The 19832-nt window shown below is 54.7% G+C and carries 16 protein-coding genes and 4 tRNA genes; 17 read left to right on the top strand and 3 right to left on the bottom strand.

Going from position 1 to position 19832, the window contains the following annotated elements:
* Positions 1-55 precede the first annotated feature (55 nt).
* The gene (locus ABLO27_RS06550) at positions 56-271 is read right to left on the bottom strand and encodes a hypothetical protein (protein WP_353031403.1); all 216 of its coding nucleotides are present in this window, start codon (positions 269-271) and stop codon (positions 56-58) included.
* A gap of 169 nt (positions 272-440) precedes the next feature.
* Here ABLO27_RS06550 and ABLO27_RS06545 point away from each other — a divergent pair, with 169 nt between their 5' ends.
* Together ABLO27_RS06545 and ABLO27_RS06540 are read left to right on the top strand one after the other, a co-directional pair.
* Positions 441-710 carry a tyrosyl-tRNA synthetase gene (locus ABLO27_RS06545; protein ID WP_353031401.1) on the top strand — a complete coding sequence of 90 codons (270 nt, stop codon included), beginning with the start codon at positions 441-443 and terminating at the stop codon, positions 708-710.
* Between the two features lie 165 nt (positions 711-875).
* Positions 876-1868 (top strand): P1 family peptidase, encoded by a 993-nt coding sequence (locus ABLO27_RS06540; protein ID WP_353031400.1) that lies wholly within the window; start codon positions 876-878, stop codon positions 1866-1868.
* 97 nt (positions 1869-1965) lie between these two features.
* Here the strand turns inward: ABLO27_RS06540 and glnA are convergent, their stop codons facing one another.
* Both glnA and ABLO27_RS06530 read right to left on the bottom strand, forming a co-directional pair.
* Entirely contained in the window at positions 1966-3375 is a 1410-nt protein-coding gene (gene glnA, locus ABLO27_RS06535) for a type I glutamate--ammonia ligase (protein ID WP_353031399.1), read from the bottom strand.
* Positions 3376-3498: 123 nt separating this feature from the next.
* Entirely contained in the window at positions 3499-3837 is a 339-nt protein-coding gene (locus ABLO27_RS06530) for a P-II family nitrogen regulator (protein ID WP_094074571.1), read from the bottom strand.
* 367 nt (positions 3838-4204) lie between these two features.
* Between ABLO27_RS06530 and ABLO27_RS06525 the strand changes: the two genes are divergently transcribed.
* The 15 genes from ABLO27_RS06525 (at position 4205) to ABLO27_RS06455 (ending at position 19827) form a co-directional block, all read left to right on the top strand.
* Positions 4205-5746 carry an NAD(P)H-hydrate dehydratase gene (locus ABLO27_RS06525; protein ID WP_353031398.1) on the top strand — a complete coding sequence of 514 codons (1542 nt, stop codon included), beginning with the start codon at positions 4205-4207 and terminating at the stop codon, positions 5744-5746.
* A gap of 82 nt (positions 5747-5828) precedes the next feature.
* Positions 5829-5913: transfer RNA gene (locus tag ABLO27_RS06520), tRNA-Leu, on the top strand.
* A gap of 376 nt (positions 5914-6289) precedes the next feature.
* Complete coding sequence (locus ABLO27_RS06515) at positions 6290-6940, top strand: pyridoxamine 5'-phosphate oxidase family protein (RefSeq protein ID WP_353031397.1); 651 nt, start codon at positions 6290-6292, stop codon at positions 6938-6940.
* A gap of 368 nt (positions 6941-7308) precedes the next feature.
* Positions 7309-8658 carry a trigger factor gene (gene tig, locus ABLO27_RS06510; protein ID WP_353031396.1) on the top strand — a complete coding sequence of 450 codons (1350 nt, stop codon included), beginning with the start codon at positions 7309-7311 and terminating at the stop codon, positions 8656-8658.
* A gap of 201 nt (positions 8659-8859) precedes the next feature.
* A complete protein-coding gene (locus tag ABLO27_RS06505) occupies positions 8860-9495 on the top strand; it encodes an ATP-dependent Clp protease proteolytic subunit (protein ID WP_353031395.1) in 636 nt (211 codons plus the stop codon).
* Between the two features lie 240 nt (positions 9496-9735).
* Positions 9736-11001 carry an ATP-dependent Clp protease ATP-binding subunit ClpX gene (clpX, locus tag ABLO27_RS06500; protein ID WP_352943442.1) on the top strand — a complete coding sequence of 422 codons (1266 nt, stop codon included), beginning with the start codon at positions 9736-9738 and terminating at the stop codon, positions 10999-11001.
* 334 nt (positions 11002-11335) lie between these two features.
* Positions 11336-13765 (top strand): endopeptidase La, encoded by a 2430-nt coding sequence (lon, locus tag ABLO27_RS06495; RefSeq protein ID WP_353031394.1) that lies wholly within the window; start codon positions 11336-11338, stop codon positions 13763-13765.
* 188 nt (positions 13766-13953) lie between these two features.
* Positions 13954-14229 (top strand): HU family DNA-binding protein, encoded by a 276-nt coding sequence (locus tag ABLO27_RS06490; RefSeq protein ID WP_352943448.1) that lies wholly within the window; start codon positions 13954-13956, stop codon positions 14227-14229.
* Between the two features lie 882 nt (positions 14230-15111).
* Positions 15112-15187, top strand: a tRNA-Val gene (locus tag ABLO27_RS06485).
* Between the two features lie 341 nt (positions 15188-15528).
* Entirely contained in the window at positions 15529-17187 is a 1659-nt protein-coding gene (locus ABLO27_RS06480) for a Na/Pi cotransporter family protein (protein WP_353031392.1), read from the top strand.
* A gap of 286 nt (positions 17188-17473) precedes the next feature.
* Positions 17474-17550 (top strand) — tRNA-Asp (locus ABLO27_RS06475).
* A gap of 55 nt (positions 17551-17605) precedes the next feature.
* A tRNA-Asp gene (locus tag ABLO27_RS06470) sits at positions 17606-17682 on the top strand.
* Between the two features lie 514 nt (positions 17683-18196).
* A complete protein-coding gene (locus ABLO27_RS06465; RefSeq protein ID WP_353031391.1) occupies positions 18197-18562 on the top strand; it encodes an NADH-quinone oxidoreductase subunit A in 366 nt (121 codons plus the stop codon).
* Complete coding sequence (locus ABLO27_RS06460) at positions 18553-19131, top strand: NuoB/complex I 20 kDa subunit family protein (RefSeq protein WP_094070950.1); 579 nt, start codon at positions 18553-18555, stop codon at positions 19129-19131. The genes ABLO27_RS06465 and ABLO27_RS06460 overlap by 10 nt, the downstream gene beginning before the upstream one ends.
* Before the next feature lie 90 nt (positions 19132-19221).
* Positions 19222-19827 carry an NADH-quinone oxidoreductase subunit C gene (locus tag ABLO27_RS06455; protein ID WP_353031390.1) on the top strand — a complete coding sequence of 202 codons (606 nt, stop codon included), beginning with the start codon at positions 19222-19224 and terminating at the stop codon, positions 19825-19827.
* Positions 19828-19832: the final 5 nt, after the last annotated feature.

Raw genomic sequence — 19832 nt, 5'->3', positions numbered from 1 at the left:
AGTGTTCGGAGGAGATTTGGAGAGATCCGAATCTGGGGCCCTGAAGAAAACGCCTTTAACCGGTTGTTCCAGCGCCTCGAACTTTCAGGCAGACAAATTTCAGCTCACCCTGTTCCCAGGCGACACGCATGTCCTCGGAAAGTGTTCGCGGCACGGCTTCGTCTAGTGCGGCCTGACAATCTGCCTCGTTTTCAAATGTTCCTTCATCTGCAACAGGCCAGACGTTCGGGCCATTCAGTAATTGGATGGAAACAGCAAGTATTGCCCACATGGGTTGCTCCATTGAAAATGTGATTTGTGCAACATTTTTTTCGGTTTATGCGTCAGAAACAGCCTAGCACGAGCTGACGTGACGGCAATCACAGCTTTTGATGCTTACAAAGTCCAGGATCTTCTTACCGGCGATGGAAACGCCGCTTTAGAAAGCAGAGAGGACCGTCATGTTTCGCAAGTTCGCAATCGCAGCCGTTACTTTAGCAACCGTGGCAACCGCAGCCGTCACGATGACACCCGGTGAAGCTGAAGCCAAAAACCGGGCAGGTGCCGTTGCAGCAGGTGCCATCATCGGTCTGGCTGCCGGTGCGATCATCGCGTCTCAGGCCCAGCCACGCTATTACGCGCCGGTTCGCTGCTACAACAAGCCGATCCAGCGCTGGAGCCCTTACTATCGCCAGTACATTGTCGTCGGCTATCGGCAGGTTTGCCATTAAGGTCAACTTGTTCAGAACCGCGAATGGCCTCCTTCGGGAGGCTTTTTCGTTTTGAGAGACGGACCGAATTCTTTATCAATGCAGCCGATTGATATCTTTTTCTGGTGTTATATGTCCTCAGAACTCGTTTCCCCATCCCGTTCGCTCGGGCTTACCTGCGGTTCCATGCCTGTTGGTCCAAGTAACCGAATTACAGATGTTTCAGGTGTCACTGTTGGGCACTTCACCCTGATTGATGGCGAGCAAAGAACCGGGTTCACCGCCGTTCTGCCTCATCAGGGCAACATCTTTCGCGAAAAACTTCCCGCCGCTGTCGAGATCATCAACGGGTTCGGCAAGAGCGCGGGGCTGGTACAGGTAGACGAGCTCGGCTCACTGGAGACGCCCATCTTGCTGACCAACACGTTCGGTGTCGGTACGGGTGTCAATTTTCTGATCCGCAGAGCAATCGCAGAAAACTCTGAAATCGGACGGTCGACCGGAACAGTCAATCCACTGGTGATGGAATGTAATGATGGATATCTCAGTGATATTCAGGCCATGGCCCTGACCGAGGCAGATGCCGATGCTGCCGTAGAAGCTGCTTCTGAAGATTTTGAACAGGGCAGTGTGGGCGCTGGAACCGGAATGAGTGCCTTCGGTTTCAAAGGCGGCATCGGGTCGGCGTCACGCGTGTTTGATCTAGCGGAACGTCAGTACACACTCGGCGCGCTTGTTCTGGCCAATTTCGGGAGGCCTGGAGATCTCGTTCTGCCCGACGGACGTATGCCCCATCCCAAGGACGTCAAGCAGAGCGAAGAGCGAGGCTCCGTGATTATTGTTCTTGCAACGGATGCGCCTCTGGAGAGCCGCCAGTTAAAGCGGATAGCAAAACGTGCCGGGGCAGGTCTGGCTCGCCTCGGTGCCTTCTACGGCAATGGCAGCGGTGACATTGCCCTGGCATTTTCCACTGCCCAGCGGATCATGCATTTCGAAGAGTGTGATGTTGTCGTGCGCGATATAGTTGCGGAGGATAAGATTGATCTTCTGTTCAGGGCTGCCGCGGAAACGACCCAGGAGGCAGTGTTGAATTCAATGATCGCTTCACCTGCGATGCGGGGCAGGGGGCGCAGCAAGAGGCCTTCTCTGGCAGATTGGTGCACAGTCAACGAGGCTTGAGCAAGCGCTTGATCTGACCAGCATCGTCGTCTTGATCGGACAACAAAAAACCCCGGCTGAAGAGCCGGGGTTTTCCGTTTCCGAAAGAGGAGACCTCTTAGACGGAGTAGTACATGTCGAATTCGACCGGATGCGGGGTCATTTCGAAACGCTCGACTTCTTCCATCTTCAGTTCGATGTATGCGTCGATCTGGTCGTCATCGAAGACGCCGCCGGCTTTCAGGAACTCACGGTCGGCATCGACAGCTTCCAGAGCTTCACGCAGGGAGCCGCAAACCGTCGGGATCTCAGCCAGCTCTTCCGCGGGCAGATCGTAGAGGTTCTTGTCCATTGCGTCGCCCGGGTGGATCTTGTTCTTGATGCCGTCAAGGCCAGCCATCAGCAGAGCGGAGAAGCAGAGATACGGGTTTGCTGTCGGATCCGGGAAGCGGACTTCAACGCGTTTCGCCTTCGGGTTGGACGAGAACGGAATACGGCAGGATGCGGAGCGGTTACGTGAGGAATAAGCCAGCAGAACCGGAGCTTCGTAACCCGGCACCAGACGCTTGTAAGAGTTGGTGGACGGGTTGGTGAAGGCGTTCAGGGCCTTGGCGTGCTTCAGGATACCGCCGATGAAATACAGGCAGCTTTCCGAAAGGTCAGCATACTGGTTACCGGCAAAGGTCGGCTCGCCGTTGTTCCAGATGGACAGGTGGCAGTGCATGCCCGTGCCGTTGTCGCCGAAGACCGGCTTCGGCATGAAGGTCGAGGTCTTGCCATAAGCGTGTGCGACCTGGTGAACGACGTACTTGTAGACCTGCATGTTGTCTGCGCAGCGGGTCAGGTGGTCGAACTTCATGCCGAGTTCGTGCTGGGCAGCTGCCACTTCGTGGTGGTGCTTTTCGGTCGGAACGCCCATTTCAGCCATAACGGACAGCATTTCGGAGCGAATGTCCTGAGCGCTGTCGACCGGCGGTACCGGGAAGTAGCCGCCCTTGGTGCGCGGACGGTGGCCGAGGTTGCCGGTTTCGTACTCAGAACCCATGTTGGACGGCAGTTCGGAGCTGTCCAGGATGAAGCCGGTGTTGTAAGGGTCAGCGTTGAAGCGAACGTCGTCGAACATGAAGAATTCAGCTTCAGGGCCAACGAAAACGGTGTCACCGAATCCGCCGGACTTGACGTAGGCTTCAGCCTTCTTTGCGGTCATGCGCGGGTCGCGATTGTAGCCTTCGCCGGTGACCGGGTCGACAATGTCACAGAAGATCGACATTGTGGACTGAGCAAAGAACGGATCCATGTGAGCTGTTTCCGGGTCCAGGATCAGCATCATGTCGGATTCGTTGATGGCCTTCCAGCCGGCGATGGAGGAGCCATCGAAGGCAACGCCTTCTGCAAACATGTCTTCATCGACAAGCGCAACGTCCATGGTGACGTGCTGCATTTTACCTTTCGGGTCGGTAAAGCGCAGGTCGACGAATTTAACGTCCTTTTCCTGAATTTCCTTCAGGACGTCAGCAGCGGTGGTCATTATGTCCATCCCTTTAGTTTTTCGTTTGAACGGTTGGGTTTTGTTCCGGTCCGGCAGAGGATCTTGGGTTGCTCTGGTTCGTGGACTGGAATTCGGAGTGCCGGCGGATGCCGGAATTGCTGATTAGATGGCGTCGATACCGGATTCGCCGGTACGTATACGGACAGCTTCCTCGATATTGGAAACGAATATCTTGCCGTCGCCGATCCGGCCGGTCTGAGCGGCGGAGCGGATAGCTTCAACGGCCTTTTCGACCATGTCGTCTCCAAGAACGATTTCGACCTTTACCTTGGGCAGAAAGTCGACGACGTATTCCGCACCGCGATAAAGCTCGGTGTGGCCCTTTTGACGGCCGAAGCCTTTCGCTTCTGTGACAGTGATACCCTGAAGACCGACTTCTTGCAGAGCTTCCTTCACCTCGTCCAGTTTGAAGGGTTTGATGATCGCTTCGATCTTTTTCATCACCTTGTTTCTCTCTCCACAATTTCAGGCCGGAAGTCTCGGCTGGCTCTTAAATGTCGGAAGGCCCGGGCAAGCAGAAAAGTCACCCGGCAGGGACCGTTGCAATCCTGTTAGCACGATGCGTGCCAATCTGGATTGCGGGCTCGTGTTTTTTTGCAAGTTGGAGAAATCCGCCAAAAAAAGTGGCAAGTTTCCTCTGGAGCCATCCCTTTCGATTTTTGCGATGCGAAAACATTGCATATTTTGTGTGCAAATTGCCTAATAAATGAGCTCAAATTGTGATGTTTAAGTCATCACGGGTGCGAAGCTCGACAAAGTTGCACATCGCATGCAACGTGCCGCTCATCGTAATGGAGGCCTGTCTCGAATGATGTCCGTTTCAACTCAATCCGCATCCATGTTGTTGACGTCCGAAGAAATGGGGCGGGCGGATCGTTTGACGATTGAAGGAGGCGTTCCGGGAATAGATTTGATGGAGCGGGCGGGGCAGGCGGTGGCACGAGCAGCTGCGGAAAACGCACCTTCAGAGGGCGAAATTCTGATTGTCTGCGGTCCGGGAAACAATGGAGGAGACGGCTTCATTGCTGCACGCTGCCTCGCGGCGTTGGGGTATAAGGTCCGTGTTCGCCTGCTAAAGGATCCGGGTTCCCTCAAGGGGGATGCTCTCATCGCATTCGAGCGCATGTGTTTGCCCCACGAGGCGATTTGCGAGGGCGATCAAGTCGCGCGCGGCTTTCTGGGTGACCTTGAAGCGTCCGACCTCGTCATTGACGCCTTGTTCGGAGCAGGTTTGGATCGCCCTTTGTCTGGAACCGTTGCACAGGTCGTTCGGGAAATTAACCGAGTGAATGTGCCGGTCGTTGCCGTTGATCTTCCTTCCGGAATTCATGGCGACAATGGCGAGATATTAGGTGAGGCGATCAAGTCGCTCGCGACGGTTACCTTCTTTCGGAAAAAGCCCGGTCATCTGCTTTATCCGGGCAGGGAACTTTGTGGTTCAATTACAGTTGCCGACATCGGCATCGGGCCGGGCGTGCTTGATCAGATCGAACCCGCCTTGTTCGAAAATATGCCGGCTGTCTGGTTGTCAGACTGGCCGGTGCTGCATCCAATGGAGCACAAATACAACAGAGGACATGCGGTGGTTTTCGGCGGTCCTGTCAGTGCGACCGGTGCAGCCAGGCTTTCGGCGGGCGCAGCGCTTCGCGCAGGGGCCGGATTGGTGACACTGGCGTCGCCGCCGGACGCATTGATGGTCAATGCCTGTCACCTGACGGCGGTGATGCTCAAGAAGGTTGCAGGTGTCGAAGCCGTCTCAAACTTTCTTGCCGATGGCCGGTTGAATGCCACATTGATCGGGCCGGGATTCGGCGTTGGTCCACAGACTCGCGAAGTTGTCAGGACCATACTGGAGCATGGACGGACTGCTGTGCTCGATGCGGATGCGCTGACAAGCATTGCGGACGATCCGGGCAGTCTGTTCGATATCATCAGGTTTGCCGGTGGCACGGTCATCCTGACACCTCATGAAGGTGAGTTTCGGCGAGTCTTTCCCGATCTTGGCGGCGGAAAACTCGACCGGGTACGCAAGGCGGCGGAAAGATCTGGCGCAATTGTTATCCTGAAGGGGGCAGACACGGTTATCGCGGCTCCCGACGGGAGGGCGGCTATCAATTCGAACGCACCACCCTGGTTGGCAACCGCCGGTTCCGGGGATGTTCTTGCAGGAATTGCAGTTGGGTTGCTGGCGCAAAATGTCCCGGGATTTGAGGCCGCTTGTCAGGCGGTCTGGCTGCATGGCGAGGCTGGGAAAGGCGTCGGCCCGGGGCTGACGGCAGAAGATCTTGCTCCAGCTCTCAAACCCGTTATTGCCTCGCTTGTGGACAAACAGGGTGGGGAAGGAGGCTGAGCTCACCTTTTTCCTTTGACGGGAAAATCTGTGGTGCTATAGAGGCCCCGCTTCAAACGCGGGGCGCCCAAGCTCCAGCGTTGCGGATGTGGTGAAATTGGTAGACACGCCAGATTTAGGTTCTGGTGCCGCAAGGCGTGGGGGTTCAAGTCCCTCCATCCGCACCATTATTGGCTCCACTATTGATCCTCGGTAGTTGAGAGCGTTCTCCCTTTATCAGAATGTCCCGTGTGCTCGCGTTGCGATAAATCTCCCCGTTCGACGCGAATGCGTTTCCTGTCGCTGTGTGTTTGACCTCCGTGTTCACAACTTCCTTGTTCGAGCAGCTTGTTTCGGCGTTCAATGCTTCGGAAGTTGACAGATGTGTAAATTTTGAGGAGCGTACCTCATGTTTCTTTTTGCATCTGTATGGGCGAAGCGAGAAATATGAATGACCGTGCTTGGCGGTACCTTCATTTCAGGCTGAAGAAGCAGATGGCAGAAATAGTCGTCAGGAGTTTCTGACGAACAGATTGCTTGAGAATGGTTTGAGGGGAGAAATTCATGGAAGAGTTCGAGCCAAATCCGGACTTCGTCATATCTGACGAACAGGCGCTTAGAAGTTTGTTTCCTGCTGTAAATTCTCTTGCTGCCCAGAAATGTCTAACGGTGCTCGACCAGCACGCGCAGAACTTCATCACGCGGTCACCGTTTGTCTGCATTGGTACGCAAGACCTGGATTCGAATGCAGATGTCAGTCCTCGTGGTGATCCTGCTGGCTTTGTCAGTATTCTTGATCAGAGCACGTTGGCGATACCTGACAGGCCAGGCAACTACAGGCTGGATTCGCTGGTTAACATTCTTGCCAACCCAAGTGTCGGACTATTGTTCATCGTTCCGGGGTTTGATGACACGTTACGTGTAAACGGGAGGGCTTTTCTGACCAACGATCCTGAAATTCTTGAAAAAATGAGCGTGAAAGGCCGGGTTCCCAAACTTGCGATCATCGTGAAGGTGACCGAAGTCTTCATGCATTGCGCCAAAGCGTTTCGGCGCTCCCAATTGTGGAATCCGGACCAGTTTCAGGATCGCGATGAAATGCCGTCGCTTTCAAAGATAATTCTGGATCAAACGACAGGTGCGCCGAATACCGCGGGTGAGATGCGCAGAATCGATGAAGAACTTGAAGATGAGTACGGGAAAACGATGTATTGAAAGAAGATCAAGGAGTGAAAGCGAAGGTCTAAAACTCCATTTGTCACGTAATTTTTTCAGTAAATGGACGGATCAAACATGATCCAAGATCTTATTCGTTGTTTTTGACAGTACAGACGCGGTGCCGGTTCACAGACGTGCAACGCGTTTTCTGGTGTCTATACCGTCTCAAATCCGGCGTCTCCCCTTGACACTTTCGGGTCCAAGCTTTATCGCGCTCCCATCGTGCGTCTCGGACTCTATCTGAGACGATGCATTGCTATTTGAACGCTCTCGTAAAAAGGAGAGTGCGGGCGGTGCGGCACACGGGATTTTAAAAACAGAACCTCCGGGGCGGATTGCCGCTGCGGATCGAGGATGCAAAACCCATGCAGGTAACTGAAACCCTCGCCGAGGGCCTCAAGCGAGAGCTCAAAATCGACATTCCGGCTGGCGATCTCGCTGCCAAGCTCGAAGATTACATGGCCGACCTGAAAGGCAAGGCCAACATCAAGGGCTTTCGTCCGGGCAAAGTGCCGGTCGCGCACCTGAAAAAGATGTACGGCCGCCAGGCAATGGCCGAGATCCTGTCGAACACCATCCAGGAAACGACCCAGAAAGCCGTTGAAGAGCGCTCCGAGCGCCCGGCTCTGACACCGGAAATTGATCTGCCGGAAGACGAAGCAGAAAAGATCATGGCTGGCGATGCCGATCTTTCCTTCAAAATGACCTATGACGTTTTGCCTGAATTCGAGATCGTCGATTTCGCTGGCATTGAAATCGAGCGTCCGGTCGTTGAGATCGCTGATGAAGAAGTCGACACCCAGGTTGCCGACATCGCCAAGAACAACACTCCGTTCGACACCAAGGACGGTGCTGCTGAAGACGGCGACCGCGTCACCATGTCTTACCTCGGCAAGATCGACGGTGAGCCGTTCGAAGGCGGTGCTGACGAGAACGGCCAGCTGGTTCTCGGTTCCGGCCAGTTCATCCCGGGCTTCGAAGATCAGCTGATCGGTTCCAAGGCTGGTGACAAGAAGGTCGTTGAAGTGACCTTCCCGGAAGACTATCCGGCCGCTCACCTGGCGGGCAAAGCCGCGACCTTCGATGTCGAAGTCAAGGAAGTTGCTGCTCCGGGCGAAGCTACGATCGACGATGAATTCGCGAAAGGCCTCGGCCTTGAGTCTCTCGACAAGCTGAAGGAAATCGTTCGCGGTCAGATCGAAAGCCAGTTTGGTGCGATGACCCGTCAGCGTGTGAAGCGTCAGCTGCTTGACAAGCTCGACGAGCACTATTCCTTCGAACTGCCGGAAAAACTTCTGAACTCCGAGTTCGACGTTGTCTGGCGTCAGGTCGAAGAGGACATGAAGCGCAACGAGAAAACCTTCGAAGACGAAGACACCACGGAAGACGAGGCGAAAGCGGAATACCGCAAGATCGCCGAGCGCCGTGTTCGCCTCGGCTTGGTTCTTTCTGAAATCGGCGAGAAGAACGAAATCCAGGTTACCGACGAAGAACTGCAGCGTGCTCTTTACGACCGCGTTCGCCAGTTCCCGGGGCAGGAGCAGCAGGTGTTCGAATTCTACAAGAACAACCAGCAGGCTCTCGCTTCCCTTCGTGCGCCGATCTACGAAGAAAAAGTTGTCGACTTCATGCTCGAACTTGCAAAGGTCTCTGACAAGACCGTGACCAAGGAAGAGCTGGAAAAGCTGGTCGCTGAAGATGAGGAAGACGCATAAGCGTTTTCCAAAAAATCCCCAGGTGCGGAGTGAACTTTAACCTTGCCTTCACGCCGCATCTGTCATGACTTTGCGAATGGAGCGACATCTCATATATACGGGATGTCGCTTTTTTCGAGTCAGGCCCCTGATCGATGCGCTTCAAGGGTCTGTGTATTGCCCGGGCTTCTCCGGGCATCATCTCAAGCATATGGATGAGGTATGAAGGATCCTGTCGATATCTACATGAACACTCTCGTGCCGATGGTCGTCGAGCAGACGAACCGGGGCGAGCGGGCCTTCGATATCTACTCGCGCTTGCTGAAGGAGCGCATCATCTTCCTCACCGGTCCGGTTGAGGATCACATGGCAACCTTGGTGAGCGCTCAGTTGCTCTACCTGGAAGCGGAAAACCCGTCCAAGGAAATCGCAATCTATATCAACTCTCCGGGTGGTCTTGTTACCTCCGGTCTTGCGATCTACGACACAATGCAGTTCATTCGTCCTGCTGTGTCCACCTTGTGTATCGGTCAGGCCGCGTCCATGGGCTCGCTCTTGCTGGCTGCCGGTGAAAAGGATATGCGATTCATCCTTCCGAATGCGCGTGTGATGGTTCACCAACCGTCCGGCGGGTTCCGTGGTCAGGCGGCCGATATCATGCTTCATGCACAGGAAATCCTGGCGATGAAGCGCAGGCTCAATGAAATCTACGTGAAACACACCGGTCAAAGCCTCGATCAGGTTGAAGAAGCGCTTGAGCGCGATAACTTCATGACTGCTGAAAAGGCTAAGGAATTCGGTATCGTAGACAATGTGATCACCGATCGCTCGACCCTTGGCGGCGAGAGTGACGACTGATCGGACTAACCCGGCCTTAAGCATGGATTGAAATTCCATGAATAAGGCCGGAAAATCCCGGAACGAAGCCGGGTTTTCATCTTCGCTTTAAACCTATATTGATTTTTACCGGCGAAGCATGATGACATCACTCTTGGAAGAGGCGTACGTGAGGCGCCCCTTCAAAACCGGTTAGGCCATAATTTGGCCGCAACCGGGCAGATAAGGGGAGATACTCCCCACTAACGCGAGGTTGACTACATGACCAAGGCCAGCGGCAGCGATTCCAAGAATACGCTTTACTGCTCCTTCTGCGGCAAGAGCCAGCACGAAGTTCGCAAGCTGATCGCCGGCCCGACTGTTTTCATTTGCGATGAATGTGTCGAGCTGTGCATGGATATCATCCGTGAGGAAAACAAATCCTCGCTGGTGAAGTCACGGGACGGAATCCCGACCCCTCAGGAAATTCGCGACGTTCTGGATGACTATGTCATTGGCCAGGGCAGCGCGAAGAAAGTTCTGTCGGTCGCCGTTCACAACCACTACAAACGCCTCAACCACGCATCGAAGAACAACGATGTGGAACTGGCAAAGTCCAATATTCTGCTGGTCGGCCCGACCGGTTGCGGCAAGACGCTTCTGGCGCAAACCCTTGCCCGTATTCTGGATGTGCCGTTCACGATGGCCGATGCCACGACGCTGACAGAAGCAGGTTACGTTGGTGAAGATGTCGAGAACATCATCCTCAAGCTGCTCCAGTCTGCCGACTATAACGTGGAGCGCGCACAGCGCGGCATCGTGTACATCGATGAGGTCGACAAGATCAGCCGCAAGGCCGACAACCCGTCGATCACGCGCGATGTTTCCGGTGAAGGTGTGCAGCAAGCCCTGCTGAAGATCATGGAAGGCACGGTTGCGTCCGTTCCGCCACAGGGTGGCCGCAAGCATCCCCAGCAGGAATTCCTGCAGGTGGATACCACGAACATCCTGTTCATCTGTGGTGGTGCATTTGCCGGTCTCGACAAGATCATCTCCGATCGCGGTACACAGACTTCCATCGGCTTCCAGGCTCAGGTGCATGCACCTGAAGATCGCCGCATCGGCGAGCTGTTTTCCGAGCTTGAGCCGGAAGACCTGCTGAAATTCGGTCTGATTCCGGAATTTGTCGGTCGTTTGCCGGTTATCGCAACGCTCGAGGATCTCGATGAGGACGCCCTGGTAACGATCCTGACGGAGCCGAAGAACGCGCTCGTCAAGCAGTATCAGCGCCTGTTCGAGATGGAGCAGGTGGAATTGGCGTTCCACGACGAGGCACTGAAGGCAATTGCCCGCAAGGCAATCGAGCGCAAGACCGGTGCCCGTGGACTTCGGTCCATTCTGGAATCGATCCTCCTGGATACGATGTACGAATTGCCGGGTCTCAAAGGTGTGAAGGAAGTTGTGATCTCGCCAGAAGTCGTGAAAGGCGAGGCGCGTCCGCTTTACATTTACGAGGATCGGGAAGAGACTTCCGCAACCAGCGCCTGAGGTTCTCAGACCTGTTGATATGCAAGGAAAACAATGCCGCTCAAACTGAGCGGCATTTTGTTTTTTTAGCGCATTTTCGCCGGGACGGTGTGCGTTTTCCACCGGTGGTGTGAGTCGTCAACAGACAAGACCCATTTGCAACGCAGCCCCGCCTTGACACCGGCTGGTCAGGTGTCCACCTAATAGGGCTAAAGAACGGCTCGTGCGAACCGTTGGCGCGCCCAGTTGGGGTGCTGCGGTTAGGCCTGTCGGGATGTCGACCCGAAAGCCGTTTTCCAGTGTTTTGGCTGCCTTTTGCTGAGTGGGGCCAGAGCACGCTGAGAAAGGATAAAAAATGAGCGACGCAGAAATCCGCGCCACCGAGCCTGACGGCACCGCTGTTTACCCCGTATTGCCCCTGCGCGACATTGTTGTCTTCCCGCACATGATTGTGCCGCTGTTTGTCGGCCGTGAAAAATCAATCAAGGCGCTGGAAGAGGTCATGACCACTGACAAGCACATTCTTCTGGCGACCCAGGTGAATGCGGCCGATGACGATCCTAATCCGGACCAGATTTACAATGTCGGTACGCTTGCCACTGTTTTGCAGCTGCTGAAACTGCCAGACAACACCGTCAAGGTGCTGGTGGAAGGTGGCGCTCGTGCGCAGATTGGCGAATACACCGACCGCAGCGACTATTTCGAGGCGTCCGCAACCGTTCTGCCAGAGCGGGACGGCGAAAACATCGAAGTGGAAGCATTGGCGCGTTCCGTAGTCTCGGAATTCGAGAACTATGTGAAACTGAACAAGAAAGTGTCGCCGGAGGTACTCGGCGCGGTCAACCAGATCGACGACTATTCGAAGCTGGCAGACACAATTGCGTCTCACCTTGCGATCAAGATCCCTGAAAAGCAGGAGATCCTCGGCGTTGTCTCCGTTGCTGAGCGTCTGGAACGTGTTCTCGGCATGATGGAGAGCGAGATCTCCGTTCTGCAGGTCGAAAAGCGTATCCGTTCCCGCGTCAAGCGGCAGATGGAGAAGACGCAGCGCGAGTACTATCTGAATGAGCAGATGAAGGCCATTCAGAAGGAGCTTGGCGACAGCGAAGACGGCCGTGATGAAATCGCGGAGTTGGAAGAGAAGATCAAGAAGACCAAGCTGACCAAGGAAGCACGCGAACGTGCGGCTGCGGAAATCAAGAAGCTCAAGCAGATGAGCCCGATGTCCGCGGAAGCAACGGTTGTTCGCAACTACCTCGATTGGCTGATCGGTATTCCGTGGAGCAAGAAGTCCAAGGTCAAGCATGACCTGGCGTTTGCCGAGAAGGTTCTCGACACCGACCACTACGGTCTCGACAAGGTCAAGGAACGCATTGTCGAGTATCTGGCGGTGCAAAGCCGGGCGAACAAGCTGCGCGGTCCGATTCTCTGTCTCGTTGGGCCTCCAGGCGTTGGTAAGACGTCGCTCGGTAAATCCATTGCGAAAGCAACCGGACGCGAGTTTGTCCGTATGTCGCTTGGCGGCGTGCGCGATGAAGCAGAAATCCGCGGCCACCGCCGCACTTACATTGGCTCGATGCCCGGCAAGGTCATTCAGTCGATGAAGAAAGCCAAGAAGTCCAACCCGCTCTTCCTGCTCGACGAAATCGACAAGATGGGCATGGATTTCCGCGGTGATCCGTCTTCTGCACTGCTTGAGGTGCTCGATCCGGAACAGAACTCGTCCTTCATGGATCACTATCTTGAGGTCGAATACGACCTTTCGGATGTGATGTTCGTGACGACGGCCAACACGCTGAATATTCCAGGCCCTCTGATGGACCGCATGGAAATCATTCGGATTGCTGGCTACACGGAAGAGGAAAAGGTGGAAATCTGCCGCCGTCACCTCATTCCGAAAGCGGAGAAGGATCACGGACTGCGCGATGGTGAGTTCAAGATTGAAGACGACGCGCTTCAATTCGTTGTTCGCCGGTACACCCGCGAAGCCGGTGTGCGTAACCTTGAACGCGAAATGGCGACCTTGGCCCGTAAGGCAGTCAAGGAGATTCTGATGAGCGACAAGGAAAGCATCACGGTGACACTGGAGGTGGTTGAAGACTATCTCGGTGTGCCGCGGTACCGCTATGGCGAAGCTGAACTTGAAGATCAGGTTGGTGTCGTAACCGGACTGGCATGGACCGAAGTTGGCGGCGAGTTGCTGACCATCGAAGGCGTGATGATGCCAGGCAAGGGCAAGATGACCGTTACCGGTAACCTGAAGGACGTCATGAAGGAGTCGATTTCCGCGGCTGCTTCCTACGTTCGCTCTCGTTCCGTCGATTTCGGTATCGAGCCGCCCAAGTTCGACAAGACTGATATCCACGTGCATGTTCCTGAAGGGGCAACCCCCAAGGATGGCCCGTCCGCCGGTATCGCCATGGCAACGGCCGTTATCTCGACCATGACCGGAATTCCGGTTCGGCGTGATGTGGCCATGACGGGTGAAATCACCCTGCGTGGTCGCGTCCTGCCGATCGGTGGTTTGAAGGAAAAACTGCTGGCCGCTTTGCGTGGTGGAATCAAGTTGGTCATGATCCCGGAAGACAATGCCAAAGACCTGGCTGACATTCCGGACTCGGTCAAAAACTCGCTTGAAATCATCCCGGTTTCCGGCATGGAAGAGGTGTTAAAGAACGCACTCGTCCGTCTTCCGGAACCCATCGAATGGGATGAAAGTGCTGCCGAAGCCGCTGCAAAAGCGGGTGAGTCGGAAAAGGACAAGTCCGGCGTTTTGGCTCACTAAAGGCCAAATTGCAGTGCACAAAATGGCAAGCCCCGGGTCAACCGGGGCTTTTCCTTTGAATAATCGGGCAAAATGGCTGTTTTCTGCGAAAAAACCACTTGCGTTTCGATTCATTTCGCCCGAATTTCGCGCTAACGGCGCTGACAGGAATCGTCGGCACTCTGCCGTTTCTTAGAAAGGTATCTGCTATGAATAAGAACGATCTGATCGCAGCTGTTGCAGAAAAGACCGGCCTGACAAAGGCGCAGGCAGGCGAAGCAGTTGACGCAACTTTTGATGCAGTCACTCAGACGCTGAAAGGCGGCGACGAAGTCCGCATCATCGGTTTTGGTAACTTCACGGTTTCCGAGCGTGCAGCAACCGAAGGCCGTAACCCGCGGACTGGCGAAACGATCCAGATCCCGGCTTCTAAGACGCCGAAGTTCAAGGCTGGTAAAGGCCTGAAGGACGCAGTGAACGGCTAATCGTTCATAGACTGTTTGTCTTGAATTACCCCGTGCCTGGGTTATCCGGCACGGGGTTTTTCGTTTTGGTAAGTCCTATAGTCTCAGTTTTCAGAGATGAAAATTCAGTCATGGCTTCGAGTGAACCAGCCTGCACAACTGCACCGGTTCGTCGCTTGTTATGGGGCAGGGCCGGAAACGTTTCGAATTGTCGGTGAACGCTTCCCCTGAGGGCCACACTTCAGGGCCCGTGAAAACTGCTTTGCGCCCGATTGAAGCAGCTCGGAGAGATTCGACCGCGCAATTGAACTCGATCCCTCCAGATTGCGCGGAAGAAGCGGGGGACGTGTCAAAGCAGCTTTCGAGCGACTGTTCATTGCTGGTCGATACCGCACGCTCTTTGTTCGACCATATAACCTACCCCAGATATATAGTGATGAGCCTGTCATCAGCAGCAGAGGCTCGTGGCGCATTTTCTTTGCCGGGACCACTGCAGCGTGAAAAATTCGCTCAGACAGATCCAAGGATGGGAGGGGGGCGTTCGACCTTCGTTGCCAGGACACGTCGGTCTGACCGGAAACCGTAGAGACTGGGAAACTGTGACGTGCGGTGGCACATGTCGGATATTCTTGCAGCGGTTGATTATTCAGACTTCGAGATCGATTCAGGCTCGGGAAACAAGCTGCGCACCTGAAGTCCGGAAGTCTTCCTTCAGAAAATGATCCCCAACTATCAGATGCTGTTCAAAACCCCGTGTCGGCACAGTGCATTGGCGGATTTTGGCGTTTGGCACTACTTGATTGTGATCCGTCATCCACAGGCGGATTGAAGAGAAACTAATTTCTTTGAATTTGCTCTTGCCAAGCCGAATGGGACCTCCTAAAAGGCGTCTCACCTCGTTGAGGGCGATTAGCTCAGTTGGTAGAGCGCTTCGTTTACACCGAAGATGTCGGGAGTTCGAGTCTCTCATCGCCCACCATTCTCTCTTCAAATCAATTGTCTGCGCTTACACGGCCTTTTCAGGCTGTGGTTAGAACTCTGCGCGGCTGTTTTCCTTTTTTGGTTTCTTGAACGTTCCGGGCAAAGTTTGGCCCATCGAGCTGCGATGACCTCATTTGACTGTCATTTGTGCAGTTAACTTCAGACCACAATCCAACCTGACTTTGTGTGCACCCGCCTGGGCCGCCTGGCGTGGAAATCGGTGCGTCAATTTGTTGTCATGCACTGAGTGCGTCTTTTTTCTTGTTTTTGAGCCTCTTTGCTGTTTATAAGTTTCACCGGCTAAATAAAAAACAGCGAAGAAATAGAAGTTTATCCGAAATGGCGATTCTTATTTTGATCAAGATGCTTGGTGCGGTGATGCTGCTCCTCTACGCGGTCCGTATGGTGCGGACCGGATTTGAGAGGGCGTCAGGCCCCGTATTGCGGCGTACGATCAGCAAGGCTGCATCGGGTCGTGTGACGGGCGCCATTTCGGGAGTGGTGGTTGCCATCCTTCTACAAAGCGCGACTGCTGTCGCCGTGTTGGCGGCGGGTTTTGCCACATCCGGCATTCTCACCACTGCAGCGGGACTGGCGGTTCTGCTCGGGGCGGATCTCGGATCTTCGCTTGTTGTCCAGTTCCTGGTCTTTGATCTGAGCTGGCTGGTGCCGCTGTTGCTGGCGGTTGGGGCCTGGCTGTTCCTGAAGGTGGAAAACCGAACTGTAAAGCAGGCCGGACGCATTCTGATCGGAATTGCGCTTGTCCTGATCTCGCTCCAGATGATCGGGGAATCGACGGTGCCGCTGAAAGAGGCGCAGTTCATGCCTCAGATTGCGTCCTATCTGGCTGCGGATGCGCCTACGGCTCTTGCTGTTGGTGCCCTGCTGGCTTTCCTTATCCATTCAAGTGTTGCTGCGGTTCTGATGATAGCCGCGTTTGTGCAAAAGGCAGGCCTTCCGCTTGAGGCCGCTGTCCCCCTTGTGCTCGGTGCCAATGTCGGAGCAGGAGCCGTTGCGCTGTGGTTGACTCGCGGGATGGAGCACAAAGCCAGGCTTCTCCCACTCGGGAACTTCATATTCAGGACCTCAGGCGCCCTTGTGGCCCTCTTGCTGGTGACTTCGGTCCAGTTGCCGTTTGAGAGGCTGGGTAATGTGCCGGCACAGCAACTGGTTTCGGTTCACATCATATTCAATCTGGCCCTGGTGCTCGTTTGCCTGCCGCTTGTAGGACCGATGGCGAGACTTGTCGAAGCGATCATGCCCGATAGATCAGCCGCAGGAGAGGGGGAGCAAATGCCTCCCAAGAGCGCGCTGGATCAGAGGGTTGTGCATGTGCCCCGGCTCGCGCTCGCAAGCGCCACTCGCGAGCTGCTTCGCATGGGTGAAGAGGTGGAGATCATGACGAGACCCGTCATGATGATGTTGGAAAGCGGGAGCTTTGAAGACATTCAGCGCCTCCAGCAAATGGATGCAAGCGTCAATACCATCCACTCGGAGGTCAAGCTTTACATAGCCGAGTTGAACCGAGGGGAGCTGACGTCCGAGGAAGCTGAGCGAAGCCTGGAACTGGCGAGTTTTGCGATCAACCTGGAACGTGCCGGCGATCTTGTGTCGAAAAACCTTCTGGAACGGGCTCGGGAACTGCGGGAAAACAAGATCAGTTTCTCCAGAGAGGGGCAGAGGGAACTGGAAAGCATGCATGACCGTGTGTTGGCGAACATGCAGCTGGCGTTAAATGTGCTTGTATCAAGTGATGTTGCTTCAGCGCGGGAGCTGATTGCAGAAAAAGACAGGATGCGTCTACTGGAAAAGGAATGCCACGACAGGCATCTCGACCGGTTGAAGTCGCGAACGCCTGAGAGCATTGAGTCGAGCAATGCCCATATGGAAGTCGTCAGAAGCCTGAAGGAGATCAATTCGCTTTTCGCGACTGTGGCGGTTCCGATCCTCGCACGGGAAGGGCAGCTGAGGGAAAGCCGTCTGGTGCCGGCGGAATGATTTTCGAGCCCGTCGAAAAAAGCGAAATTCACATGGCGCTTGTCCTGGTTTGCAGGAATTGATTTGTGCTGAACAGAAAAATCCGGAGCGTTCGTTTTTTGTGAAAATTCTTCTGCCGGAAGAATAAGTTATCCACACTGAAAAACGGCACCTTTCAAGTGGAAAAACCGGGTTGTCTGCGGCTTTGTCAAAAAACGGCAATTTGAATGCAATAGGGAGCTTGACTTCGCCATCCAGCCGCCGTACATCAGCGCCACTTCGCGACGACATCACGTCGCCGCGCGGAGCGGGTGTAGCTCAGTTGGTTAGAGTGCCGGCCTGTCACGCCGGAGGTCGCGGGTTCGAGCCCCGTCACTCGCGCCACTCTCTGCAAATCTCAAATGATTTGCTGAAGGTGGCAAATATATACCGTGAATGTGCGGGTGTAGCTCAGTTGGTTAGAGTGCCGGCCTGTCACGCCGGAGGTCGCGGGTTCGAGCCCCGTCACTCGCGCCACTCACGGTTTTCCCAATCGCCTCAGGCGCTTCTCTCCAAAATTTAATGTACTGCATCAACGCTGAAAAGCGTGGTGCATACGTGTGCCCTGTGCATATCTGCGCGGTGACAGCGACCCCTTGTCTCATCCTGGGAACAATACGTACAGCCCCTTCAGATCATTCAACTTTTGCTTATGCGAGCATTTCCGCGCCGATTCTGCGCAAAAGGACGAAATCCCTTGAGGGTGCGGCATAATTCCCGTTAGCATGTGCAAAGAATTTGCATTGAAGCAAACTGGCTGAAACACAGGATTTGCACGGGGTCATTCTAAGTTTGGGTCAAGTGTGGCAAGAGTTTGACCGGTAGGGGGTCTTGCGTTGCACCAACTCGTATTATAAGCGTGCCCTCGCATGTTGGTTTCATTTGGCCGACCGGCTCTGCACGACCCGCCGATAAAATAAGGCAATAGGGTGCAAAGCCCTGGCTCCGGATCACCTCCCGATCCGCCTCCATATGCAAGGACGCGAAAAAAATGGAAGAACTTTTGCGGGAATACGTCCCGATCGTCGTGTTCATCGGCATTGCGCTGGTGATCGGCCTTGCGCTGCTGATTTCACCGTTTTTGCTGGCCTACAAGAATCCGGACCCGGAAAAGCTGTCGGCCTACGAGTGTGGCTTCAACGCATTCGACGATGCGCGCATGAAGTTCGACGTACGCTTCTATCTGGTTTCGATCCTGTTCATTATCTTCGACCTTGAGGTCGCCTTCCTGTTCCCATGGGCAACGGTTTTCGGCGAACTCGGTTGGTACGGGTTCTGGTCCATGATGGTCTTCCTCGGCGTTCTGACCGTTGGCTTTATCTACGAATGGAAAAAAGGAGCGCTGGAATGGGATTGACCACGACCGAGCCGCTCGTTGCTCCGAAACCAAAGGGAATTATCGACCCGAATACCGGCAATCCGGTGGGGGCCGATGACGCCTTTTTCCTCGAAGTGAACAATGAACTGGCCGACAAGGGCTTTCTTGTTACTTCGACTGACAATCTTATCCAGTGGGCCCGTACAGGCTCGCTGATGTGGATGACATTCGGCCTGGCTTGCTGCGCAGTTGAAATGATGCAGATGTCCATGCCGCGCTATGATGCCGAGCGTTTCGGTTTCGCACCGCGCGCCTCTCCGCGTCAGTCGGACGTCATGATCGTTGCGGGCACGCTGACGAACAAGATGGCTCCGGCCCTGCGCAAGGTCTACGACCAGATGCCAGAGCCACGCTATGTGATCTCCATGGGATCGTGCGCCAATGGCGGTGGCTATTACCACTATTCCTACTCGGTTGTGCGCGGTTGCGATCGGGTTGTTCCGGTCGATATCTACGTGCCTGGCTGTCCTCCGACAGCAGAGGCTCTGCTTTACGGCGTTCTGATGCTGCAAAAGAAGATCCGCCGCACCGGTACGATCGAAAGATAATGAATTTGCCGCCTGAAAAGGCGGCGGATTTTTAAAAAATTGGCGCACTGCGCCGCGATTTGAGGCTCCTGGGGAGTGAGGTCGAACACGATGGACGAGACTTTGAAGGAACTCGCTGAGCATATTGAGCTTGGCCTGGGTGAGTCCCTTGAGTCCTGGAAGGTCGAATACGGTGAGCTGACGCTGACCGTGAATGCGACCAATATTCTCGACGTGATCCGTTTTTTGCGGGACAACAGCTCATGCAAGTTCGTCAATCTGACGGATATCTGCGGTGTTGATTACCCGTCTCGCGAAAAGCGTTTCGACGTTGTCTATCACTTCCTGTCTCCGGTGCAGAACCAGCGCATTCGCGTGAAAACAATGACGGATGAGACCACTCCGGTTGCCTCTCTCACGCCACTGTTCCCCGGTGCGGAATGGTTCGAGCGCGAAGCTTATGACATGTACGGCATTCTGTTTTCCGGCCACCCGGATCTGCGCCGCATCCTGACCGACTACGGATTTGACGGTCATCCGCTGCGCAAGGATTTTCCGGTTACCGGTTTCGTCGAGGTTCGCTACGACGACGAGAAAAAGCGTGTTGTCTATGAACCGGTCCGCCTGAATCAGGAAATGCGGTCCTTTGATTTCCTCTCGCCATGGGAAGGTACGGACTACGTGCTTCCGGGCGATGAAAAAGCAACGACGAATTAAGGCTG

This window comes from Roseibium sp. SCP15 (assembly GCF_040329435.1).
Lineage (GTDB): Bacteria > Pseudomonadota > Alphaproteobacteria > Rhizobiales > Stappiaceae > Roseibium.
This window is presented reverse-complemented; position numbering and strand designations above follow the sequence as displayed.